This window comes from Ramlibacter pallidus (genome assembly GCF_015070875.1).
Taxonomy (GTDB): domain Bacteria; phylum Pseudomonadota; class Gammaproteobacteria; order Burkholderiales; family Burkholderiaceae_C; genus Ramlibacter; species Ramlibacter pallidus.
This window is the reverse complement of record NZ_JADDIV010000002.1, coordinates 445492-466698: the sequence shown is the minus strand read 5'-3', so window position 1 is coordinate 466698 and position 21207 is coordinate 445492. Positions and strand designations below refer to the sequence as shown.

The 21207-nt window shown below is 70.0% G+C and carries 21 protein-coding genes; 11 read left to right on the top strand and 10 right to left on the bottom strand.

Annotated features, from left to right (window positions below):
* Window positions 1-2: 2 nt before the first annotated feature.
* Window positions 3-1262: a serine hydrolase domain-containing protein gene (locus tag IM787_RS07180; RefSeq protein ID WP_193675955.1), complete on the bottom strand. Its 1260-nt coding sequence runs from the start codon at window positions 1260-1262 to the stop codon at window positions 3-5.
* 72 nt (window positions 1263-1334) lie between these two features.
* Here IM787_RS07180 and IM787_RS07175 point away from each other — a divergent pair, with 72 nt between their 5' ends.
* Complete coding sequence (locus tag IM787_RS07175) at window positions 1335-3050, top strand: OPT/YSL family transporter (RefSeq protein ID WP_227494155.1); 1716 nt, start codon at window positions 1335-1337, stop codon at window positions 3048-3050.
* 31 nt (window positions 3051-3081) lie between these two features.
* On the opposite strand, the gene IM787_RS07170 is transcribed toward IM787_RS07175, so the two are convergent.
* The 5 genes from IM787_RS07170 to IM787_RS07150 all read right to left on the bottom strand — a co-directional run bounded on the left by IM787_RS07170 (window position 3082) and on the right by IM787_RS07150 (window position 8312).
* Window positions 3082-3612 carry a fasciclin domain-containing protein gene (locus IM787_RS07170; protein WP_227494215.1) on the bottom strand — a complete coding sequence of 177 codons (531 nt, stop codon included), beginning with the start codon at window positions 3610-3612 and terminating at the stop codon, window positions 3082-3084.
* A 247-nt stretch (window positions 3613-3859) separates the two neighbouring features.
* Window positions 3860-5263, bottom strand: a complete 1404-nt coding sequence (otsA, locus tag IM787_RS07165; RefSeq protein WP_193675953.1) for an alpha,alpha-trehalose-phosphate synthase (UDP-forming) — start codon at window positions 5261-5263, stop codon at window positions 3860-3862.
* Window positions 5264-5273: 10 nt separating this feature from the next.
* A complete protein-coding gene (locus IM787_RS07160) occupies window positions 5274-7073 on the bottom strand; it encodes a glycoside hydrolase family 15 protein (protein WP_193675952.1) in 1800 nt (599 codons plus the stop codon).
* Entirely contained in the window at window positions 7070-7810 is a 741-nt protein-coding gene (otsB, locus tag IM787_RS07155) for a trehalose-phosphatase (protein WP_193675951.1), read from the bottom strand. The genes IM787_RS07160 and otsB overlap by 4 nt, the downstream gene beginning before the upstream one ends.
* Window positions 7811-7898: 88 nt before the next feature.
* Window positions 7899-8312, bottom strand: coding sequence for a VOC family protein (locus IM787_RS07150; RefSeq protein WP_193675950.1), 414 nt, complete (start codon window positions 8310-8312; stop codon window positions 7899-7901).
* Window positions 8313-8337: 25 nt separating this feature from the next.
* On the opposite strand from IM787_RS07150, the gene IM787_RS07145 reads away from it, so the two are divergent.
* The 6 genes from IM787_RS07145 (at window position 8338) to IM787_RS07120 (ending at window position 12682) form a co-directional block, all read left to right on the top strand.
* Complete coding sequence (locus tag IM787_RS07145) at window positions 8338-9135, top strand: enoyl-CoA hydratase/isomerase family protein (protein ID WP_193675949.1); 798 nt, start codon at window positions 8338-8340, stop codon at window positions 9133-9135.
* 40 nt (window positions 9136-9175) lie between these two features.
* Window positions 9176-9526: a DUF2946 domain-containing protein gene (locus tag IM787_RS07140; RefSeq protein WP_193675948.1), complete on the top strand. Its 351-nt coding sequence runs from the start codon at window positions 9176-9178 to the stop codon at window positions 9524-9526.
* A gap of 86 nt (window positions 9527-9612) precedes the next feature.
* Window positions 9613-10173 carry a YcnI family copper-binding membrane protein gene (locus tag IM787_RS07135; RefSeq protein WP_193675947.1) on the top strand — a complete coding sequence of 187 codons (561 nt, stop codon included), beginning with the start codon at window positions 9613-9615 and terminating at the stop codon, window positions 10171-10173.
* Window positions 10174-10183: 10 nt separating this feature from the next.
* Window positions 10184-10642 carry a copper chaperone PCu(A)C gene (locus IM787_RS07130; RefSeq protein WP_193675946.1) on the top strand — a complete coding sequence of 153 codons (459 nt, stop codon included), beginning with the start codon at window positions 10184-10186 and terminating at the stop codon, window positions 10640-10642.
* Between the two features lie 66 nt (window positions 10643-10708).
* Window positions 10709-11407, top strand: coding sequence for a PhaM family polyhydroxyalkanoate granule multifunctional regulatory protein (locus IM787_RS07125; RefSeq protein ID WP_193675945.1), 699 nt, complete (start codon window positions 10709-10711; stop codon window positions 11405-11407).
* A 27-nt stretch (window positions 11408-11434) separates the two neighbouring features.
* Window positions 11435-12682: an FIST signal transduction protein gene (locus IM787_RS07120; RefSeq protein ID WP_193675944.1), complete on the top strand. Its 1248-nt coding sequence runs from the start codon at window positions 11435-11437 to the stop codon at window positions 12680-12682.
* 3 nt (window positions 12683-12685) lie between these two features.
* Here the strand turns inward: IM787_RS07120 and IM787_RS07115 are convergent, their stop codons facing one another.
* Window positions 12686-13426 carry a helix-turn-helix domain-containing protein gene (locus tag IM787_RS07115; RefSeq protein ID WP_193675943.1) on the bottom strand — a complete coding sequence of 247 codons (741 nt, stop codon included), beginning with the start codon at window positions 13424-13426 and terminating at the stop codon, window positions 12686-12688.
* A gap of 121 nt (window positions 13427-13547) precedes the next feature.
* On the opposite strand from IM787_RS07115, the gene IM787_RS07110 reads away from it, so the two are divergent.
* From IM787_RS07110 to IM787_RS07095, 4 genes are all read left to right on the top strand, one after another.
* Window positions 13548-14327, top strand: a complete 780-nt coding sequence (locus IM787_RS07110; protein ID WP_193675942.1) for a hypothetical protein — start codon at window positions 13548-13550, stop codon at window positions 14325-14327.
* Window positions 14328-14343: 16 nt separating this feature from the next.
* Window positions 14344-16281: an MFS transporter gene (locus tag IM787_RS07105; protein ID WP_193675941.1), complete on the top strand. Its 1938-nt coding sequence runs from the start codon at window positions 14344-14346 to the stop codon at window positions 16279-16281.
* Window positions 16282-16465: 184 nt separating this feature from the next.
* Complete coding sequence (locus tag IM787_RS07100) at window positions 16466-17668, top strand: toxic anion resistance protein (RefSeq protein ID WP_193675940.1); 1203 nt, start codon at window positions 16466-16468, stop codon at window positions 17666-17668.
* A 25-nt stretch (window positions 17669-17693) separates the two neighbouring features.
* Complete coding sequence (locus IM787_RS07095; RefSeq protein ID WP_193675939.1) at window positions 17694-18152, top strand: YiaA/YiaB family inner membrane protein; 459 nt, start codon at window positions 17694-17696, stop codon at window positions 18150-18152.
* Here the strand turns inward: IM787_RS07095 and IM787_RS07090 are convergent.
* From IM787_RS07090 to queA, 3 genes are read right to left on the bottom strand one after another with little or no spacing between them, the layout of a single operon-like run.
* Complete coding sequence (locus tag IM787_RS07090; RefSeq protein WP_193675938.1) at window positions 18149-18928, bottom strand: hypothetical protein; 780 nt, start codon at window positions 18926-18928, stop codon at window positions 18149-18151. The genes IM787_RS07095 and IM787_RS07090 overlap by 4 nt on opposite strands.
* A 48-nt stretch (window positions 18929-18976) precedes the next feature.
* The gene (gene tgt, locus IM787_RS07085) at window positions 18977-20137 is read right to left on the bottom strand and encodes a tRNA guanosine(34) transglycosylase Tgt (RefSeq protein ID WP_193675937.1); all 1161 of its coding nucleotides are present in this window, start codon (window positions 20135-20137) and stop codon (window positions 18977-18979) included.
* 7 nt (window positions 20138-20144) lie between these two features.
* On the bottom strand, window positions 20145-21173 hold the full coding sequence (gene queA / locus IM787_RS07080) for a tRNA preQ1(34) S-adenosylmethionine ribosyltransferase-isomerase QueA (RefSeq protein WP_193675936.1): 1029 nt from the start codon (window positions 21171-21173) through the stop codon (window positions 20145-20147).
* Window positions 21174-21207 lie beyond the last annotated feature (34 nt).

The window sequence follows — 21207 nt, the reverse complement described above, 5'->3', positions numbered from 1 at the left end:
AGCTAGCGGTACAGGTCGGCCTTGCCGCCCAGCGTCGTGAGAAGGGCGCCCAGCAGGGTGTTCCGCTCCACCGCGATGTGCGCGGGCTGGTCGGCCGACTGGAGGGCGGACGTGATCACCATGACGAAGCGCGAATCGGGCTGCACGATGAGCTCCTGCCCGAACAACCCACGCATCCCGAAAGTGCGCGTCCGATAGGGATACAGCCAGGCCTGGTAGCCGTAGCCGAAATAAGGGGTTGCCTTGCGCGGTTGCAGGTGCGCAGGTTGCCGTGCGGGGTCGGTCGCGTCCAGCAGGAACTCCCGCGGCAGCACTTCCCGCCCGTTCCAAAGGCCGTCGTTGGCGAGCAGCATGCCCAGGCGGCCGTAGTCCCGCAGGGTTGCGTTCAGGCAGCAGTTCGCGGCTTCCAGGCCGGTTCGGTCGACCAGCCAGGAGGCGTCGGCCTCGGCGCCCATGGGTTTCCAGACCTTCTCGGACAGATAGGTGGAAAGGTCGGTCCGCAGCGCGCCGCGCAGCACCACCCCCAGGACGAAAGTCTCCGCGGAGTTGTAGTTGAACCGCGTGCCTTGCGGGTGCTCCGTCTGGCGTACCCAAGCGACTGCGCTGGCCCCGCCGCGCCCACGCTGGTAGAACGATTCCACCGCCAGGCGGGCCCCGTCGGTTTCCGCGCCGGCCATCACCTTGTCGTTCCAGCGGACGCCGGAGGACATGCGCAGCAAGTTGCGCACGGTGACGGGTCCCCACGCCGAGTCCTTCAGCTCCGGCGCATACCTGGCCGCCGGGTCGTCGAGCGACACGATGTGGCCGTCTTGCAGGGCCAACCCGACCAGCAAGGCCGTGACCGTCTTCGCGACGGAGAAGGATGCGAAGCGGTGCGCCGCGGTGCGATCGTACTGATAGCGCTCGACCAGCACCTTGCCGTCCTTGATGACCAGCAGCCCCGTGATCCTCTGGCGGGCCAGGAAGTCGTCGATGCCGAGGCTGGCGCCATCGAAGGTGTAGCGGAAGTTGGCAAGCGGCACCGGATCGGCCGGCAGGGGCGACGCCTCCGCCGGGGCTTGCACGACCCGGGGCCAGAAGACCTGGTCCATCTGGCTGAACGTGCCCACCTTGTAGTGGTCGGTGAACATGCTGAAGCCGGGCCCGGAGCGTTGCACCGGGTACCCGGCCGCCTTGCCGAGGGCGGCCTCGTCCGGAGCGGCCTGCGTCGCGCCAGGCGCGGCCAGGACGCCCGCCAGCAGCAGGACGGGGAGCAACTGCATGCGAGGGATGCTAATCCGACACCCGGCAATCGCCAAGCAATGCGATTGCGCAGCGCAGGCCATACTGTGGCCATGGACGCGCCGCCCCGCTGGCGCTGGCTGCCCGCGGAGGGCAGCTGGCGCTACCACCTGCTGCTCGCCGCCAGCGGCATGCTGGTGCTGGGGCCGCTGGCCGGGCTGACGGCGGCGTACATGAATTTCTCCCTCGGCTTCTTCGTCGGCGGCCAGGTGCTCGCCGGCCTGCTGGGGTCCGCCGTCACCGCGGGTTACGGGGCGCGCGGCAGGCACGGTGCCAACTACATCCAGACCGCGGCCGCGTCGGTGGCCAGCATGGCCGCGATGGGCGTGCTGGTGCAGGCCATGGTGTGGATGGGACTGCCGCAGCCGCCGGCATGGCAGCTGGTCGCGTACTTCACCTGCATCGGCATGCTGGGCGTGGGCATCGGCATGCTCTACACGCCCATCCTGGTCGACCGCATGCGGCTCACGTTCCCGTCCGGGCTGGCGGTGGCCAACATCCTGCGCGCGCTGACCGATCCCGTGCTGCTGCGGCGCTCGGTGGGACGGCTGGCCGGCGGCGGTGTCGCGGGACTGGTGGGCGGGCTGTCCGCCGGACGCATCCCCTGGCTCGCGGCCGCGGAGTTCTCGGCCTCGACCTTCGGCGCCGGGCTGGTGGTGCGCGCGCGCATCGGCGTCGCCGCCGCGGTCGGTGGTTTGCTCGGCTGGTCCCTGCAACCCGTGTTCGTCGCGGTGGGCTGGCTGCAGCCGGGCGATCCGTTCCGCAAGATCACTTTCCTGATCGCGCTGGGCACGATCATGGGCGCGGCCCTCGTGGACCTGGCGCTGATCTTCCGCGACGCGCTGCCCGCGGCGCGCCGGCGAGCCGCCGCCGCCCCCGCCGCCGAAGCGTGGCAGCGCGTGGACCGGGGCCGCCTTTGGCTGTGGGTCCTCGCATGGACCGGGGGAACGCTGGCCACCGGCCACCTGCTGCTCGGGCAGCCGCTGTTCTTCCTCGCGCTCGCCATCGCCCTGGTGTTCGTCTTCGCGCTGGTCAACGGCATCTCGGTGGGCGTGAGCGATTCCAACCCGATCTCGTCCGCGTTCGTGGTCGCCGTGGTCCTGATGGCGCTGCTCGGGCTCGCCGATCCCGGCGTCGGGCTCATGGCCGGTGCGATCCTGCTCGTGTCCACGAGCGTCGCCTGCGACATGCAGCAGGACCGCTCCACCGGCTGGCGCCTCGGCACGCCGCGCGTGCTGCAGTTCCGCTACCAGGTGCTCGGCGTCCTGGTCGGGGCCCTACTCGCGGTGGGGTTCGCGCGCGTGTTCATGGCGGCGTACCCGGTGCTGCTGCTGGACCAGACGGTGATGAAGGCCGACGAGCAGCCGGTGGAGTGGACGTCCGCGATGACCTACAAGTTCGTGGGCGTGCTGCGCAGCCTGACGGACGACCAGCCGCACCAGCGCACGGCGATCATGCTGGGCGTGGGGCTCGGGCTCGCGATCGAAGTCGCGCGCAAGGTGCTGCGGCCGCGGTCGTTCCTGGTGGACGCGGTGCTGCTGCCTTCGCCTTATGCGATGTCGCTGGGGGGATTCGTGAACCTGCCGACGGCGCTGTGGTTTGCCGCGGGCGGCGTGGTGGCCAGCCTGCTGGAGCGGAACACGGCCAAGCGCGACGACCTGCCGGAGGACATGAGCGGCACGTCGCTGTTCGGCGGGGGGATGATCGCGGGCGACGCCCTCGCCGCCCTGGGGATCGGGCTGGTGGGGCTCGCCGCGGTGTTGCGGTAAGGGGCGGGCGGGGCCGCCCACCCGCGCTGCATCAGGACGGCAGCAGCACCTTGTCGACGACGTGGATCACGCCGTTGGACTGGTACACGTCGGCGGTGGTCACCACCGCGGCGTTGCCCTTGGCGTCGGTGATCAGCACGTCGTTGCCGCGCATGCTGGCGGTGAGGGTGCCGCCGCTGGCCGTCTTCAGCATGGCCTTGCCGCCGCCGGCCTTGATCTGCTGCGCGAGCGATGCGGCGTCGACCTTGCCCGGCACCACGTGGTACGTGAGCACCTGGGTCAGGGTCTGCTTGTTCTCGGGCTTGAGCAGCGTGTCGACCGTGCCGGCCGGCAGCATGGAGAACGCATTGTTGGTCGGCGCGAAGACGGTGAACGGACCGGTGCTCTTCAGGGTGTCGACCAGGCCGGCGGCCTTCACGGCGGCAACGAGCGTGGTGTGGTCGCGGGAGTTCACTGCGTTGTCGACGATGTCCTTGGTGGGGTACATCGCCGCGCCACCGACCATCTTGGTGGCGCCCGACGCGCCCATCACGGCAGTGGAGCCCGCGACGGAAGCGTTCATGTCGACCATGACGTTGCGGCCATAGCCTTCGGCGAAAGCGGCACCGCCGGCGGCGGCGAGCAGGGTGGCGGCGCAGGCCGCGATGAGTTGGCGTTGCATGGAGGATCTCCTGAAATTTGGAAGCGGGACCGGCGGGATGGCCGGACCTCGCCCCCTGAATACGCGGCGGGCGCGCGGGTGGATTCAGGAATTTCCAGAAAGACGTGGGGGCTTTGCCCACCGCGTCCGCAAGGCGCTGGCGCCAGCGCTACAGCCTGAGCCAGGACGTGCCCTTCTCTTCGGGCTGCGCCTCGGCCAGCGCGGCCAGGAAGCTCTCGCACCACCAGTGCACGTCGTACTGGCGGACGGTGCGCATCATGGCCTGGTGGCGGTCGCGCCTTTCCTCCAGCGGCATCTGCAGCGCCAGCTGGATCGCCGCCGCCGTGCCCTCGGTGTCGTAGGGGTTCACCAGCAGGGCTTCCTTCAGCTGCTCGGCCGCGCCGGCGAAGCGCGAGAGCACCAGCACGCCGGGATCGGCTTCGTCCTGCGCCGCGAGGAACTCCTTGGCCACCAGGTTCATGCCGTCGCGCAGCGGCGTGACGAGCGCGACGCGGCTGGCGCGGTACAGCCCGGGCAGGCGGGCGCGCGGCACGGTGCGGTGGATGTAGCGCACCGGCATCCAGTCCAGCTCGCCGAAGTTGCCGTTGATGGAACCGCACAGCGTCTCGAGTTCGCGCAGGAGGTCGGTGTACGCGCTGACGTTCTCGCGGCTGGGCGAGGCGATCTGGATCAGCGTGGCGCTGGAGCGCAGCTCCGGGTGCCGGGTGAGGAACTCGCGGAAGGCGCGCATGCGCTGCGGCAGGCCCTTGGAGTAGTCGAGCCGGTCGACGCCCACCAGCAGCTTGCGGCGCGAGTACTCGCGCTTCATGCGTTCGTACATCTCCACCGCCTCGCTCGCGTAGGTGAGGCCGGTGAACTCGTCGACGTCGATGCCGATGGGGAAGGCGCCGGCCCGCACCGTGCGGCCGAACGCGCGCCAGCGCTGGCCATCCAGCGGCTGCGCGTGGGCCTCGGTCTCGACGTACTTGGTGAAGTGGTCGACGTCGGACTGGCTCTGGAAGCCGACCAGGTCATAGGCGAAGAGCGCCCGCATCAGCCAGTCGTGCCCGGGGATCGCCGCCAGCATCAACGGTGGCGGCAGCGGGATGTGCAGGAAGAAGCCGATCTGCTGCGTGCAGCCCAGCGCCCGCAATTCGGCCGCCAGCGGGATCAGGTGGTAGTCGTGCACCCAGATCACGTCGTCGGGCCGCAGCAGCGGCAGCAGCTTGCGCGCGAACAGCTGGTTCACGCGCCGGTAGCCGTTGATGTAGCCGGCGTCGAAGTCGGCGAGGTCGACGCGGTAGTGGAACACCGGCCACAGCACGCCGTTGGAGTAGCCCAGGTAGAAGGCGTCGTGGTCCACGTGCGAGAGGTCCACCGTCGCCAGCTTCACCGGCCCCGCCTGCAGCATGTGCACGTCGTCGCCCTCGGCATCGTCGACGATCTTGCCGCTCCAGCCGAACCAGAGGCCGCCCGTGTTGTTCAACACCTCCGCCAGTGCCACCGCCAGGCCGCCGGCGGCGGTCTGCCGGGGGTCGGCGATGCGGTTGGAGACGACGACGAGGCGGCTCAACAGGGCTCCTTCAGATCACGGTGTCCCAGGGCGCGGACAGCCGCACGGCGGCATTGATGGTGCCGACCATCGAGTAGGTCTGCGGGAAGTTGCCCCACATCTCGCCGGTGACGGGGTGCGTGTCCTCGGACAGCAGCCCCAGGTGGTTGCGGCTCTTGAGCATCACCTCGAAGATCTCGCGGGCCTGCGCCTTGCGGCCGATGCGCGCCAGCGCGTCGATGCGCCAGAAGGTGCAGATGTTGAACGCCGTCTCGGGCTTGCCGAAATCGTCGGCCGCTTCGTAGCGGCGCATGTAGGGTCCGTCGCAGAGCGACTTCTCCAGCGCGTCGACCGTGGCGATGAAGCGCGAGTCGTTCGGGTCGATCATGTTGACTTCCGCCATCAGCAGCGCGCTGGCGTCGAGGTCGCGGCCGCCGAAGCTTTCGGCGAAGGCCTGGCGGTCCTGGTTCCACGCCTCCTTCAGGATGCGGCCGCGGATCATGTCGGCCCGCTCGCGCCAGTAGCGGATGCGGTCCGGCAGGCCGATGGCGGCGGCGATCTTGGCCAGGCGGTCGCACGCCGCCCAGCTCATGAGGGCCGAGGACGTGTGCACGCGCGCCCGCGTGCGCAGTTCCCACATGCCGGCGTCGGGCTGGTCGTAGACGCGGAAGGCCTGTTCGCCCACCGCTTCCATGTGCGCGAACTCGGCACGGCCGGCGCGCTTGAACAGGCGATGGTCGTGGAAGGCCTGCGCGGCGCCGAGCACGATGTTGCCGTACACGTCGTACTGGAAGTGCTCCTGGGCCTGGTTGCCCACGCGCACCGGGCCCATGCCGCGGTAGCCGGGGAGGTGGTCGAGGATGAACTCCGGCAGCTTCTCCTCCTGCCCGATGCCGTACAGCGGCTGGATGTGGCCGCCGCCGGAGCGGATCACCACGTTCATCAGCCAGCGCAGGTACTCCTCCATCGTCGCCACTTCCGAGATGGAATTGAGCGCGCGCACCACGAAGAAGGCGTCGCGCAGCCAGCAGTAGCGGTAGTCCCAGTTGCGGCCGCTGCCGGGTGCTTCGGGGATGCTGGTCGTCATGGCGGCCACGATCGCGCCGGTGTCCTCGAACAGCGACTGCTTCAGCGTGATGGCGGCGCGGATCACGGCTTCCTGCCATTCCAGCGGCAGGGCCAGCGCGCGCGTCCACTGGCGCCAGTACGCCACCGTCTCCTGCTCGAAGCCGCGCGCCGTCTCCTCGATGCCGGTGGAGAGCGTCTCGTCCGGCCCCATGATGAAGTTCATCGGCCGGTCGACGACGAAGAAGGTTTCCGACAGGATGTACGACAGCGGCGCGTCGGTGTTCACCCGCAGCGTGCTGTTGCCGGAGACGAAGCGGATGTGCGTGCTGCCCTGCGTCACCGCCGGCTTGGCCCTGCCCCAGTCGAAGCGCGGCCGCAGCAGGACGCGCATGCGCGGCGACCCCGACAGCACCTTGACGCGCCGCACCAGCGTGAGCGGCCGGAACATGCGGCCGCGGCTCCAGAACCGCGGCGCGAAGTCGGTGACCTCGATGCCCTGGCCCTTCCGGTCGTACATCCGCGTGCGCAGCACGGCGGTGTTCGGCTCGTAGTGCTGCTCGCTGCGGTCGTAGTCCTCCAGCTCGAACGACCACAGGCTGCCGTTCTCGCTCGGGTCCAGGATGGCGTTGAAGACCGGGTCCCCGTCGAAACGGGGCAGGCAGCACCAGACGATGCGCGCCTGCTGGTCGATGAGCGCGCTGTACGCGCAGTTGCCGATCATGCCGACCTGCAGGGTCGAAGGCGTGAGGTTCTTGTCGTTCATGCGGTTCTCGTGGTGCGGGCGGCCAGGGCCTCCCTCAGTTCGCGATGCAGCGCGGCCGGGTCGGCCAACCGGCGGTGGGCCACGGAGGCGCCTTCGCCGACCTTGATGCCGAGCCCGCCCCGGCGCTGCACGGTGGAAAAGCCGACTTCGTCCGTGACGTCGTCGCCGATGAATACGGCGGTGCGGCCCGCGAAGGGCGCCTCCGCCAGGAAATCCTCGATCGCGCGGCCCTTGCTGGCGCCGCCCGGCTTGGCCTCGACCACCATCTTGCCGCGCAGCAGCGAGATGCCGGGCGATTCGGCCACGGCGTCGGCCATCGTGCGCAGGCAAAGTTCCTCGAGTTCGGGCGCCTGCCGGTAGTGCAGGGCCAGCGAGCCGCGCTTGCTTTCCACCAGCAGCCGGTCGTGCTCGGCGGCGAGGCCGCGCGCGGCCTGCTCCACATGGTCGAGCGGATGCGTGTGCAACAGGTGCAGCCGGCCGGCGGCATCGCGGCGTTCGGCGCCGTGCACCCCGGCGACCGGCAGGCGCAGCGGATCGAGGAAGTCGTCGATCTGCGTGATCGGCCGGCCGGAGATCACCGCGACCGCGCCCTGCAGCAGGGCCTGCACTTCGCGCAGGGTGTCCAGCAGCGGTTGCGGTACGTGCACGGCCTGCGGTTGCGGTGCGATGTCGACCATGGTCCCGTCGAAATCCAGGAACAGTGCGCAGGAAGGGGAGAGGATCTCCGCGAGCGTCATTGGGCGTGACCGTAGCAAAGGAGGACCGGGCTCGCCAGACCCCGCGGCCTCCGCGCCGCGTAGGAGAGGGCCTACAGGCGGGCGGGAATCAGGCGGCGTAGAGGCCTTCCAGCGAGCGGAAGCCCTTGATCTCGATCGGATTGCCGAACGGGTCGCAGAAGAACATGGTCCATTGCTCGCCCGGCTCACCCGGGTAACGCACCTGCGGCTCCAGGATGAACGCCGTGCCCGCGGCTTCGAGGCTGCGCGCCATCTCCTGCCAGCGCGGCAGCTCCAGCACCAGGCCGAAGTGCGGCATCGGCACCAGCTGGTCGCCGACCCGCCCGGTGCGTTCGGTAGGGAAGGGTTGCCCGAGGTGCAGCGACAGCTGGTGGCCGTCGAAGTCGAAGTCGACCCAGGTGGCGGTGCTGCGCCCTTCGCGGCAGCCGAGCACGCCACCGTAGAAGCGGCGCGCCGCGTCGAGGTCGGTCACGTGGAAGGCGAGGTGGAATAAGCTAGCCATCCCGCCAAGACTACCGCAAGCCACGATGGATTACGCCCGCTACGAGACCCTGAACATCAGCCGCCGCGGGCCGGGCCAGTCCGTGCTCGACATCCAGATGAAGGCGGCCAACGGCAAGCTGCCGACGGCCGGCCACGCCGGCCACCGCGAGCTGGCGGAGATCTGGCGCGACGTGGGCCAGGACGACAGCGTGCGCTGCGCGGTGCTGCGCGGCGAGGGCATGGGTTTTTCCGGCGGCGGCGACCTCGGGCTGGTGGAGGACATGGCGAACGACTTCGCCGTGCGCGCGCAGGTCTGGAAGGAAGCGCGCGACCTGGTCTACAACGTGATCAACTGCGACAAGCCGATCGTGAGCGCCATGCACGGGCCCGCGGTGGGCGCCGGCCTGGTGGCCGGGCTGCTGGCGGACATCTCGATCGCGGCGCGGGACGCGAAGATCGTCGACGGCCATACGCGGCTGGGCGTCGCCGCGGGCGACCATGCGGCCATCGTCTGGCCGCTGCTGTGCGGCATGGCCAAGGCCAAGTACTACCTGATGCTGTGCGAGGCGGTGAGCGGGGAGGAGGCCGAGCGCATCGGCCTGGTCTCGCTGGCCGTCGATGCGGACCAGCTGCTGCCCAGGGCCTACGAGGTGGCCGACCGCCTGGCGCAGGGCAGCCAGAGCGCCATCCGCTGGACCAAGTATTCGCTGAACAACTGGCTGCGCCAGGCCGGCCCGGCCTTCGACACCTCGCTGGCGCTCGAGTTCATGGGCTTCGCGGGGCCGGACGTGAAGGAAGGGATCGCATCGCTGCGCGCGCGGCGGGCGCCACGCTTCGACTAGCCGGCGCGCATCCCCCGGCGCAGCGATAATCGTCTCCTCCATGCAAGGCCTGCGCTCCGCCCGCTTCCTCGCCCGCCTCGTGCTGGCGTGGTTCACGCTGGTCGTGGGCCTCGCCGCCGCGGCCCCTGCGCTGCACCCGCAGGCCCTGGACCTGGTGTGCACCGGCAGCGGCATGAAGCTGGTGCCGGTGGATGCGGGTGACGGGGACGCCCCGCAGCCGGCCGGCCTCGATTGCCCGCTGTGCGTCGCCGTCCTGCCGCCGCCTGCGCAACTGCAGGCCACCCCCACGGCGTCGGTGGGCGTGCTGCCCGCCTTCAATCCCGCCTCCCGCAGCGCCACGGCCGCCGCTCCGGCGCTGCCGCCGCGCGGCCCGCCGGTCCTTTCCACCTGATCGTCGACCCGCAGCGGCACGCCGCTGCGCAGCACCGCCGCGCCCGCGGCGGCGCGAACCCGTGGATTCAAGAACAAGGATTGGACATGCCGTTCCCGTTTGCATCGTTTTTCCCGCGCCGTGGGCTGCTTGCCTGCGCCGCGCTCGCCGCCGGCACCGCCGGCGCCCATGTCGTGCTCGAGCACCAGGCCGCGCCGGCCGGCAGCAGCTACAAGGCCACCTTCAAGGTCGGCCACGGCTGCGGCACGTCGGCCACCCGCCAGATCGTCGTCGAGATCCCCGCCGGCGTCCGCGGCGCGCATCCCATGCCCAAGCCCGGCTGGCAACTCGCGATCGAGCGCGCGCCCCTGCCGCAACCCGAGACGGACCATGGCCGCACGGTCACCGAGGACGTGGCGCGCATCACCTGGACGGCGAAGACGCGCGAGGACATGCTGCCCAACGCGCACTACGACGAGTTCGTGCTGGTGGCGCGCCTGCCGGCGCAGGCCGGATCGCTGTACTGGCCCGTGCGCCAGGTGTGCGAGGAGGGCCGCAACGACTGGGTCGAGGTGCCGAAACCCGGGCAGAAGCGATCCGACCTGAAGTCCCCGGCCGCGCTGCTGGAACTGCTGCCCACCGGCCAGGCCGGCGAACACCGCCATTGAAGGAGCCCCCATGAAGAACATCCTCTGCACGCTGGCGCTGGCCGCCACTTTCGCCGCGCACGCGCAGGCCCCCGCGCCGGCGCCCGTCTCGGTCCAGGGCGCCTGGGCCCGCGCGCTCCTCCAGGGCCAGAGCTCCAGCGGCGGCTACATGACGCTGACCGCGCGCGAGCCCCTGACGCTGACGGGCGTGACCTCGCCCGCCGCCGGCATCATCGAGATCCACCAGATGAAGATGGAAGGCGACGTGATGAAGATGCGCGCCGTCGACACCCTCGACCTGCCCGCCGGCAAGCCGGTGGAACTCAAGCCGGGCGGCTACCACCTGATGCTGATGGACCTGAAGGCGGCATTCCGCGCGGGCACGCAGGTGCCGCTGGCCCTGCAGTTCCGCGACGCAAAGGGCCAGGCCCGCGTGCTGGAGGTCGCCGTGCCGGTCCTCCATGCGCCGCCCGTGCCGCACAGGCATTAGCCCTCGCGCCAGCGCCGCGCGCCCTTGGGGTAAGCTGTCCGCAGGACCACTCCGGAGCGCGCGGCCATGAGCGACAACCCTTCCCTCGGCTTTGCCAAGCTCGTGCCGGGCTTCGACTTCCTGCAGAACATCGCCAAGGGCGCGGCGCAGAACATCCCGCAGCTGCCGAACCTGTCGAACTGGGTGGCCCCCACGCTGAACGTGGAGGAGCTGGAAAAGCGCATCACCGAACTTAAGGCGGTGCATTTCTGGCTGGAGCAGAACAGCAAGGCGCTGGGCGCCACCATCCAGGCCCTGGAAGTGCAGAAGATGACGCTGGCCACGCTGCACGGCATGAACTTCAACATGGGCGACGTCGCCAATGCCCTGAAGCTCAAGACGGCGGAGACCGTGGCGAGCGGCGCGCAGAAGGTCACGGCGGCCGCGCGCAAGGCCACCGGGCGGCCGGCGCCTGCGGCGCGCAAGGGGAAAGCCGCCGCCGGCGGCACCGTCGACCCGATGCAGTGGTGGGGCGCGCTCACGCAGCAGTTCCAGGAGATCGCGGCGGGCGCCATGAAGGACGTCGCGCAGAAGACCGCGGTGGACACCGCCCGCAACATGGCGACGGGCGTCGCCAAGGAGGCCATGAAGGCGGCCACCGGCATGGCACGTGGCGCCGTGGGCCTCGACAAGGCCAACACCGTGGTGGCGCCGCCGGCAAGAGCGCCCGCGCAGGCGCCCCGGAAAGCCGCGAAGAAGGCGCCTGCCAAGTCCCCCGCGCGCTAGGGCCGCGCGAAGCCGTAGGAGCCCCCGGTGCAACTCTTCCCCTTCGGGCATGCCACGCATCCGCAATGGCAGATGGCCGCCGGCCTGGTGCTCGCGCAGCTGCGGGCGCAGATGAGCCTGCACGGCTATGCGGCATCGCCGACTCTGGGGCTGCTGTACATCACCGACCACTACGCCGCCGCGGCCCAGGACATCCTGGACCACCTCGGCGCCGAACTGCCGCTGGTGACGGATTGGTCGGGCACCGTCGGTGTCGGCATCGCTTCGTCGAACGTCGAGTACTTCGACGAGCCCGCCATGGCCGTGATGCTCTGCGCGCTGCCCACGGACCAATACCGCGTGTTCTCCGGCGTCGCGCCGCTGCCGGCGACCTTCACCCCGCACACGGCGCTGGTCCATGCCGACGCATCCACCCCCGACGTCGCGGAGCTGATCGCCGAACTGGCCGATCGCACCACCAGCGGCTACCTGTTCGGAGGCCTGGCATCGAGCCGGGCCGACACCGTGCAGTTCGCCGTCGGCGGCAACGGCAATCTGCAGGGCCACGGCAAGGCGGGCGGCGTGTTCCGCGGCGGCCTCTCCGGGGTGGCCTTCGCGGAAGGCGTGCAGCTGGTCTCGCGCGTCACCCAGGGCTGCCAGCCGGTGGCGCCGGCGCGCCGCATCACCGGCGCGGACGTCAACCTGGTGACCGAGCTCGATGGCGAACCGGCGCTCGACGTGCTGCTGGAAGACCTGCGCATCACGCTGGACCAGCCGCAGGCCGCGGTGGCCGCGTTGCGGACCACGCTGGTCGGCCTCACGCAGCCCAGCGAGGACGTGGTGACGCGCATGGGCAGTTTCGGCACCGATGTCGTCGTGCGCCACATCATCGGCGTCGATCCGCGCCGGCGCGGCGTGGCCGTCGCGGACAAGGTCGACGAAGGCATGCGGCTGGCGTTCTGCCGGCGCGACGTCGCGGCAGCGCGTGCGGACCTGGTGCGCATCTGCGCCGAGATCCGCGAAGAGCTGGAGCCGGAGGAACTGCCGCTGGCGGTTGCGAGCGCGCTCGCCGCGCCGGACCCCGCCGCCGGCCCGAGCCCGGAGTCGCGCATCGCCGGGGCCATCTACGTCAGCTGCTCCGGCCGCGGCGGGCCGCACTTCGGCGGGCCCAGCGCGGAGATGCAGATCGTGCGCCGCGCGCTCGGCGACGTCCCGCTGGTCGGCTTCTTCGCCGGCGGCGAGATCGCCCGCAGCCACCTGTACGGCTACACCGGCGTCCTCACGGTGTTCCGTTAGCGGTCAGCCGGGCTTGCGGCGCAGCGAGGTGAACGCGGCGAACTCCCAGCTGCGCATCGCCAGCACCAGCGTGTAGCCCTCGCGGTCCTTCGCCGGCAGCTTCTGGTCCGCCTGGTGCTGCTGGGCGAAGTCCTGCGCCACGCGCTGCAGCCGGTCGACGAACGAGGGCGCGATCGCGCGGCTCACCGAGCCGTGCACCAGCAGCACGCTTTCGGCGGGTCCGTCGAAGCCGCCGTTGAAGTAATCCAGCACGGCGTGGTCGCGGAAGTAGTGCATCACCGGGCCGTGCGGCCGCCAGCGGAAGGTCTTGGCGAGCTTCAGGCGGTAGCGGTTCATCGGCCGCAGCTCGATGATGCCCAGCCGGTCCAGCTGCGCGAAGTACTTGATGCATTCGGCTTCGCTGAGCCGGTACTCCGCCCCGATCTGCTCCAGCGTCCACTGGCTGAGGACGCAGATCGCGCAGAGCAGCAGCTTCTTGTCGGCGACGACCGCCCGCTCCTGTTCCTGCGTGAGCTCGCTCAGGAGCGGCTGCGCATCGGCGACGCGGCGCGCGAGTTCGGCGAAATCCAGCTTCAGCACCCGGCAGATCGCGTCGATGCGCGAAAGCGCCATGTCGCCCTTGGCGAGCATGCGCTTGACGCTGGACTCCGCCATCCCGAGGCCGGTGGCAAGGTCCGCGTACGTCATCTGGGCCGCCTTCAGTTCCTTCTTCAGTGCGGTGACGAGGTCGGCGGTGGTGCTCATGAAAGTACAGGAATGCGATACCGAAGGGGTCGATGGAGTGCAATGTAGCCGAAATCCAGCGACCGGCCGCGCCGCGGCGGAGAGACTGCGCTCCTCTTCACAAGGAGCCGCCATGCGCCCCATGCCCACCCGTTCCGAAGCGATCCTCCTGTTCGCTTGCGCCGCCATGCTGCTGGCGGCGGTTTTCGCGCCGCCGCTCGCGCAACCCGCGCACCTGCATGACTTCGCCGACCGGCGCGTGCTGTGGGGGGTGCCCTTCGCGCTCGACGTGCTGTCCAACCTTCCGTTCGCGTTCGCCGGCGTGCTCGGCCTGCACGCGCTGCAGGGGCTCCCGGCGCGGTCGGTCGACGCCACGGAGCGCGCGTGTGCCCGCCTCTTCTTCATCGGGCTGCTCGTCACGACGGCGGCATCGGCTTGGTACCACCTGCAGCCTTCCGACGCGGGCCTGGCCATCGACCGCGGCGGGATGGCGATCGCCTTCGCGGGCTTGCTGGCGCTGCTGGCGGCGACGCGGGTCAGCGCACGCGCCGGGATCGCACTGGGGGCCGCGGTGCTGCTGCTCGCCCCCGCCAGCGTGGCCACCTGGTACCAGACCGGCAACGTGCTGCCTTGGGCGATCGTGCAGTTCGGCGGCATTGCGGTGATCGTGCTGGTGCTCGCGACGACCCGCGTCCGACCCGGCGCGCTCGACGTGCGCTGGAGCCTGGTCCTGCTGGCCTATGCGGTGGCCAAGTGGCTGGAGGTGAACGACCACGCGATCTTCGAGGCGAGCGGCGAGTTGCTCTCCGGCCACACGCTGAAGCACGTCCTCGCGGCCGCGGCCGCATGGCCCGTGATCGCCGCGGTGAACGGCCCTGTTCGGCGGCAGAATGGGCCGCGAGCGCCGGCCCACGCCGCCTGACCCGGAGGAGAAAAAGATGAACACCGCTGTTGCCGACACCGCGCCCGCCGCCGCGCCCCATGCGCACCCGAACCAGTTCGCGCTGCTGGGCCAGCGCCGCTTCGCGCCCTTCTTCTGGACGCAGTTCCTCGGGGCCGCGAACGACAACCTGTTCAAGTTCGCTTTCACCGTCATGGTCACCTACCAGCTGCAGGTCGGCTGGCTGCCGCCCGCCATGGCCGGCCTGGTGATCGGTGCCCTGTTCATCCTGCCCTTCCTGCTGTTCTCCGCCACCAGCGGGCAGCTGGCCGACAAGTTCGAGAAGCGCACGCTGATCCGCTTCGTGAAGTGGCTCGAGATCGCCATCATGGCGCTCGCCGCCGCGGGGTTCTTCCTGCCGAACATCCCCATCCTGCTGGCCTGCACCTTCCTCATGGGGCTGCACTCGACGCTGTTCGGGCCGGTGAAGTTCGCCTACCTGCCGCAGCACCTTTCGGAGCGCGAGCTCACCGGCGGCAATGGCATGGTGGAGATGGGCACCTTCGTGGCCATCCTCCTGGGCAACGTCGCTGGAGGCCTGATCATCGCCGTGCCGCAGGTGGGGCCGCATTGGGTCGGCGTGAGCTGCATCGTGCTGGCGATCGCCGGGCGCCTCTCCGCGCAGTGGATCCCGCTGTCTCCCGCCACCGACCCGGGGCTGCGCATCAACTGGAACCCGTTCACCGAGACCTGGCGCAACCTGAAGCTGGCGCACGGCAACGTCGTGGTGTTCCGTTCGCTGCTGGGCATCAGCTGGATGTGGTTCTTCGGCGCGGTCTTCCTGAGCCAGTTCCCGAGCTTCGCCAAGGAGGTGCTGCACGGCAACGAGCAGGTGGCCTCGCTGCTGCTGGTCGTGTTCTCGGTCGGCATCGGCGCGGGCTCGCTGGCCTGCGAGATGCTGTCGCGCCGGCACGTCGACATCGGGCTGGTGCCGCTGGGCGCGATCGGCATGACGGTGTTCTCGGTCGACCTGTACTTCGCCGCCCGCGGGCTGCCGCCGTCCGCGGCGCTGACGCTGTCGCAGTTCGTGGCCCAGCCGGCGCACTGGCGGGTGATGGCCGACCTGGGGCTGCTGTCCTTCTTCGCCGGCCTGTACTCGGTGCCGATGTATGCGCTGATCCAGCTGCGCGCGCAGCCCACGCACCGCGCGCGCATCATCGCCGCCAACAACATCCTGAACGCGCTGTTCATGATCGCGAGTTCTCTGATCGCCGGCGCGCTGCTGTCGGCCGGGTTCACCATCCCGCAGGTGTTCCTGTTCGTCGGCATCGCCAACGCGCTCGTGGCGGCCTACATCTTCCTGCTGGTGCCGGAATACCTGCTGCGCTTCACGGCCTGGATGGCGACGCACGTCGTCTACCGCTTCCGCGTGCGCGGCGAGGAACACATCCCGACCGAAGGCCCCGCCATCCTGGCCTGCAACCACGTCAGCTTCGTCGACGCGGTGCTGCTCATGGCAGCCAGCCCCCGGCCCATCTACTTCGTCATGGACCACCGCATCTTCCGGGTGCCGGTGCTGGGCTGGCTGTTCCGGTTGGCGAAGGCGATTCCGATCGCCCCGCAGAAGGACGACCCGGCGGTCTACGAGGCGGCGTTCGCGCGCGCCGCGCAGGTGCTGCGCGACGGCGACCTGCTGGCGATCTTCCCCGAAGGCGGCATCACGCGCGACGGCAAGCTGCAGCCCTTCAAGGGCGGCATCATGAAGGTGCTGGAGGCTGCCCGCGCCGAAGGGGTCGAGCCGCCGGTGGTTCCGATGGCGCTCACCAACCTCTGGGGTTCGTTCTTCAGCCGGGTCGAGCAGGGCGGCGCGATGGTGCGGCCGTTCCGGCGCGGTTTCTTCAGCCGGGTGGGGCTGAATGTCGGCGCGCCGCTGCCTGCGGCACAGGCGGATCCCGCCCTCCTGCAAGCGAAGGTGGGGCACCTGCTCGCGGAGTGACCGGCACCGAACCTGCGGGGCCCGTCTCGATCGGCACGGCGTGCGCGGGATCGCGCATGGACGAAAGCGACACCGGCGTTGGCCGCAGCGCACACTTCGCGCCGCCTCCTCCACGCGGGCGTTGCGGGTCTGCATTGCGCGGGTTAGATTCATTTGGTAACCACCAAGGTGGAGGGAGAGGGACATGGAAACACAAACGCCGGCTCCGGCGGACAACGGCTTTCGCCTGCAGCCGCCCGAGGTCATCCAACCCGTCGGCGAGGCCAGCGCGCGCACCGCGGTGCCACTGACGCCCGAGCTGAAGTCGGCCGTCGAGGACCAGGTGCAGCGCTTCATGGACGGGTTGCTCACTGAGGACGTGCAGAGCGACGGGTTCAAGGCGCGCCTCGACAGCGCGTTCGCCCTGGGCCGGGAGGAAGTCTCCGTCGCCTCCAGCCTCATGCAGGGCCGCCTGCTGCAGCGCAACTTCATCGGCATGGAGGACACCTCCGCTTTCAAGGCCATCCAGGACATGCGCCAGCAGCTCGACGAGCTGAATCCCGGCCGCCAGGGCGACCTGTTCCAGCCGCAGAAGCTGCTCGGCCTGATCCCGTACGGCAACAAGCTGCAGGCCTACTTCCGCCGGTACCAGTCGGCTTCCGGGCAACTGCAGAAGACCATGCAGCAGCTCTATGCCGCGCGCGACGACATGCAGCGGGACGTGGTGGACCTCGAGGCCACGCGGACGAAGCTGTGGGACGCCATGCAGAAGCTGACCGCGGCGATCCACTTCGCCGAAACGCTGGATGGGCGGCTCGCGCAGAAGGTCGAGGCGATGAAGGCCACGGACGCGACCCGGGCGAAGGCGCTGGAGCAGGAAGTGCTCTTCTACGTGCGCCAGAACCTGCAGGACATGCTGACGCAGCAGGCGGTGTGCACCAACGGCTACCTGGCGCTCGACGTGCTGAAGAAGACCGGCCGCGAGATGATGAACGGCTGCAGCCGGGTGGCGACCAGCGGCATGAGCGCGCTGGCGGTCGCCCAGACGGTCGCCCGCGCCACCGGCAACCAGATCAAGGTGATGGAGATGCTCTCGGGCGTCAACGCATCGATCGAAGGGCTGATCGCGGAAACGGGCCGCCAGCTGAACACGCACGTGGACAAGACGACGCAGTTCGCGCAGAACCCCGTGATCGGCATCGAGAAGCTCAAGGAGATGTTCGACCAGACCTACAAGGCGATGGACGCGATGGACAACTTCCGCTCCAAGGCCATCGAGGTGATGGGGCAGAACAACATCATCATCCAGGAGCAGCTCGCCAAGGCCGACCAGTACGTGGATCGGCTGCGGCAGCAGCAAGCCCGTGAAGCCACGCGATCGGCCGTGAGCGGCCCGGTCGCGCTCTGAATCCGGTCAAAAGAAGGAGACGACCATGGCCACCCAATACATCATGCAACGCGACACCAGCACCTGGCGGCTCCAGGTGTGGCTGTCGTTCGCGCTCTCCATCCTGGCGGCTGCCGTCGGGGTCATCCAGCTTCCCGGCGCCGAGCTCGACCGCGCTTTCCTGGCGATCGGTTTCTTCTTCTGCCTGTTCACCGTGTTCGCGGTCGCCAAGACGATCCGCGACAACCGCGATTCGCAGGTCGACACTTCGTCCTGGGTGATGACGGTGTGGATCGCGTTCGCGGCGGCCGTTGCCCTGACCGCCTGGGGCCTGTGGCGCATGAACATCCCGTACTGGCAGAAGGCGTACATGATGGTCACGTGGCTGTTCATGGTGTCGAGCGCCTTCACGCTGGCCAAGACGCTGCGGGACGGCCACGAAGCGGACATCATGGAGCGCCAGGGCCCGCCGACCGAGACCGGTCCGCTGGCCGAGCGCGGCTAGCGTTTCGACTTGAGGAAGCGCTCCTGCCGCAGGAGCGCTTCCGCGGCGCTGCGGGCCAGCTTCTGCTCGCGTTCCTGCAGCGCCGTGCGCAGCAGCGCCAGCTGGCCCGACAGCACGGCCTGGGCCGTCCGGCCTTCGGCCACTTCGACCGAGCGCTGCGCCCTGGGCACGCTGAGATAAGCCTGCAGGGCATCGGGCACGTAGCGCCGGACGCACTCGACCACGTACATCCGGTCTTCGAGGGTGAAATGCTCGTCCGCACCGGAGGCGGCCGGATGGCGCGCGATACGCACGACCAGCTGCTTGACGTCCGACAGTTGCTGCGCGGCATCGGCCGGGAGTTCCGGCGCCACCCGCGCCATTGCGTCGTCGAAGCTGCGCATCGCCGGCTCGTCCAGCAGGGGGGCCTGGGGGCCCTCGTCCTGCCGGCCTGCCGCCCGCCCACCGGACGATCGAACCGCCAGCAGCCCTGCGCCGGCGCCCAGGGCACCCAGTCCCCCCAGGATGACGGACCCCTGCAGCCAGCCCAGGAACAACGCGATGCCGCTGCCGGCCGCCACCATGCCACCGGCCACCGCCAGCGCCGAGACCCGCCGCCGCGCATCCGCGCGCGTGCGGAGAAGTTCGGCCAGCGGCGCGCCCACTCGCCGGCGCGCCTGCGTGGCAGCGGCCCTCTCCCTGGCGACCGGTGCGGGCGGCGCCGGCGCACGCGGGGTCGTGCGGCGATTGACCGCCTTGGCGGCCACCACGTACTTGCGTTCGCGCGGCGCGTTCATGGCCGCGTTATAGCCGATGGCATCGCGCGGGGATCGCCGGGCGGACCATCACACGCCGCGCGCCCGGTCGCGCCTGAACGCCTCGACGAAGGCCGCGAAGGTGCCGAGGTCCAGCGCCTCGCGCACCTCGCGCATCAGGTTCAGATAGTAGTGCAGGTTGTGGATGCTGGCCAGCATGGGGCCGAGCATCTCGCCGCAGCGCTCCAGGTGGTGCAGGTAGGCGCGCGAGAAGCCGCCCACCGCCGTGCCGTCCGGCCGCACGTGGCCCTTGCACGTGTAGCAGGTGCAGGTTTCGTCCAGCGGCCGCTCGTCGCTGCGGTGCCTGGCGTTGCGGATCTTCAGGTCGCCGAAGCGCGTGAAGAGGTGGCCGTTGCGCGCATTCCGGGTGGGCATGACGCAGTCGAACATGTCCACGCCCTGCGCCACGCCTTCCACCAGGTCTTCCGGCGTGCCGACGCCCATCAGGTACCGGGGCTTGTTGGCCGGCAGCCGGTGCGGCGTGTGCGCCATGATGCGCAGCATCTCCTCCTTGGGCTCGCCCACGCTGACGCCGCCGACGGCGTATCCGGGGAAATCCATCTCGACCAGCGCCGCGAGCGACTCCTCGCGCAGGTTCTCGTACATCCCGCCCTGCACGATGCCGAACAGCGCGTTGGGATTCTCCAGCCGGGCGAATTCCGCCTTGCAGCGCAGCGCCCAGCGGCGCGACAGCTCCATGGAGAAGCGCGCTTCCGCTTCCGTGGTGATGTGGCCCTTGGTGTCGTAGGGCGTGCATTCGTCGAACTGCATGACGATGTCGGAGTTGAGCATCGTCTGGATCTGCATGGAGATCTCGGGCGTGAGGAACAGCTTGTCGCCGTTGACCGGCGACGCGAACTTGACACCTTCTTCGGCGATCTTGCGCATCTCGCCGAGGCTCCAGACCTGGAAGCCGCCGGAATCCGTGAGGATCGGCTTGTCCCACTGCTCGAACCGGTGCAGGCCGCCGAACTGCTGGAGCACGTCCAGGCCCGGGCGCATCCAGAGGTGGAAGGTGTTGCCCAGGATGATCTGCGCGCCCATCTCCTCCAGCGAGCGGGGCGTCACGCCCTTGACCGTGCCGTAGGTGCCCACGGGCATGAAGATCGGCGTCTGCACCACGCCGTGGTTCAGGGTGAGGCGGCCGCGGCGGGCCAGGCCTTCGGTTTTCAGGAGTTCGAACTGGAGCATCGGGATCTCAGGAGGCGCGGGCGAGCAGCATCGCGTCGCCGTAGCTGAAGAAACGGTAGCGAGCTTCCACCGCGTGCCGGTACAGCGCGCGCATGCGTTCGTGGCCCGCGAACGCGCTCACCAGCATCAGCAGCGTGGACTTGGGCAGGTGGAAGTTGGTCACCAGCAGGTCCACCTGGCGAAAGGCGAAGCCCGGCGTGATGAAGATGTCGGTGTCGCCGCTGGCCTGGCCGCTGCGCGCCCAGGACTCCAGCGTGCGGACGGTGGTCGTGCCGACGGCGACCAGGCGGCCGCCGCGCGCCCGCAGGTCCGCGATGGCCTGCTGGGTCGCCGGCGGCACCTCGTACCACTCGCTGTGCATGCGGTGCCGGGCGATGTCCTCGGTCTTCACCGGCTGGAAGGTGCCGGCGCCGACGTGCAGCGTGACGCTGGCGCGCTGCACGCCCCGCGCCGCGAGTTCGGCCAGCAGCGGCTCGTCGAAATGCAGGGCCGCCGTGGGGGCCGCGACCGCGCCCGGGTTCTTCGCGAACACGGTCTGGTAGCGCTGCGCATCTTCGGCCGTGTCGGCGTGCGTGATGTAGGGCGGCAGGGGCACATGCCCGTGCTGCTCCATCGCCAGGTAGGGGTCGACGTCGAACGCCAGGCGGAACAGCGGCCCGTCGGCCTCCGGCCAGCGACCGAGCAGCGTCGCCTGGAAGCCGCCGTCCATGCGCAGCACGGTGCCCACCGGCGGCTTCTTGCTGACCTTCATGTGGGCCGCCACCTCGGAGCCGCCGAGCACGCGCTCGACCAGCAGTTCGAGCTTGCCACCGGTGGGCTTCTCGCCGAACAGGCGGGCCTTCACGACCTGCGTGTCGTTGAAGACCAGCAGGTCGCCGGCTCGCAGCAGCGACGGCAGGTCGCGGAAGACGCGATCGACCGGCGTCTCGCCGGTGCCATCGAGCAGGCGCGAGGCGCTGCGTTCCGCGGCCGGGTGCTGGGCGATCAGTTCGGGAGGCAGGGCGAAATCGAAATCGCCGAGGGTGAAGGGGCGCATGCGCTTGAGGGCCGGACGGGCCCGTTCCAAGGTG

What these genes read in the sequence shown, in the direction of transcription:
- IM787_RS07175 (WP_227494155.1), top strand. Translation starts at nt 1,335, where the DNA reads ATGGACGCGCCGCCCCGCTGGCGCTGGCTGCCCGCGGAGGGCAGCTGG.
- IM787_RS07095 (WP_193675939.1), top strand. Translation starts at nt 17,694, where the DNA reads ATGGCCACCCAATACATCATGCAACGCGACACCAGCACCTGGCGGCTC.
- IM787_RS07140 (WP_193675948.1), top strand. Translation starts at nt 9,176, where the DNA reads ATGCAAGGCCTGCGCTCCGCCCGCTTCCTCGCCCGCCTCGTGCTGGCG.
- IM787_RS07100 (WP_193675940.1), top strand. Translation starts at nt 16,466, where the DNA reads ATGGAAACACAAACGCCGGCTCCGGCGGACAACGGCTTTCGCCTGCAG.
- queA (WP_193675936.1), bottom strand. Translation starts at nt 21,173, where the DNA reads ATGCGCCCCTTCACCCTCGGCGATTTCGATTTCGCCCTGCCTCCCGAA.
- IM787_RS07090 (WP_193675938.1), bottom strand. Translation starts at nt 18,928, where the DNA reads ATGAACGCGCCGCGCGAACGCAAGTACGTGGTGGCCGCCAAGGCGGTC.
- IM787_RS07170 (WP_227494215.1), bottom strand. Translation starts at nt 3,612, where the DNA reads ATGAACGCTTCCGTCGCGGGCTCCACTGCCGTGATGGGCGCGTCGGGC.
- IM787_RS07105 (WP_193675941.1), top strand. Translation starts at nt 14,344, where the DNA reads ATGAACACCGCTGTTGCCGACACCGCGCCCGCCGCCGCGCCCCATGCG.
- otsB (WP_193675951.1), bottom strand. Translation starts at nt 7,810, where the DNA reads ATGACGCTCGCGGAGATCCTCTCCCCTTCCTGCGCACTGTTCCTGGAT.
- IM787_RS07110 (WP_193675942.1), top strand. Translation starts at nt 13,548, where the DNA reads ATGCCCACCCGTTCCGAAGCGATCCTCCTGTTCGCTTGCGCCGCCATG.
- IM787_RS07135 (WP_193675947.1), top strand. Translation starts at nt 9,613, where the DNA reads ATGCCGTTCCCGTTTGCATCGTTTTTCCCGCGCCGTGGGCTGCTTGCC.
- tgt (WP_193675937.1), bottom strand. Translation starts at nt 20,137, where the DNA reads ATGCTCCAGTTCGAACTCCTGAAAACCGAAGGCCTGGCCCGCCGCGGC.
- IM787_RS07180 (WP_193675955.1), bottom strand. Translation starts at nt 1,262, where the DNA reads ATGCAGTTGCTCCCCGTCCTGCTGCTGGCGGGCGTCCTGGCCGCGCCT.
- IM787_RS07125 (WP_193675945.1), top strand. Translation starts at nt 10,709, where the DNA reads ATGAGCGACAACCCTTCCCTCGGCTTTGCCAAGCTCGTGCCGGGCTTC.
- IM787_RS07160 (WP_193675952.1), bottom strand. Translation starts at nt 7,073, where the DNA reads ATGAACGACAAGAACCTCACGCCTTCGACCCTGCAGGTCGGCATGATC.
- IM787_RS07115 (WP_193675943.1), bottom strand. Translation starts at nt 13,426, where the DNA reads ATGAGCACCACCGCCGACCTCGTCACCGCACTGAAGAAGGAACTGAAG.
- IM787_RS07150 (WP_193675950.1), bottom strand. Translation starts at nt 8,312, where the DNA reads ATGGCTAGCTTATTCCACCTCGCCTTCCACGTGACCGACCTCGACGCG.
- IM787_RS07145 (WP_193675949.1), top strand. Translation starts at nt 8,338, where the DNA reads ATGGATTACGCCCGCTACGAGACCCTGAACATCAGCCGCCGCGGGCCG.
- IM787_RS07130 (WP_193675946.1), top strand. Translation starts at nt 10,184, where the DNA reads ATGAAGAACATCCTCTGCACGCTGGCGCTGGCCGCCACTTTCGCCGCG.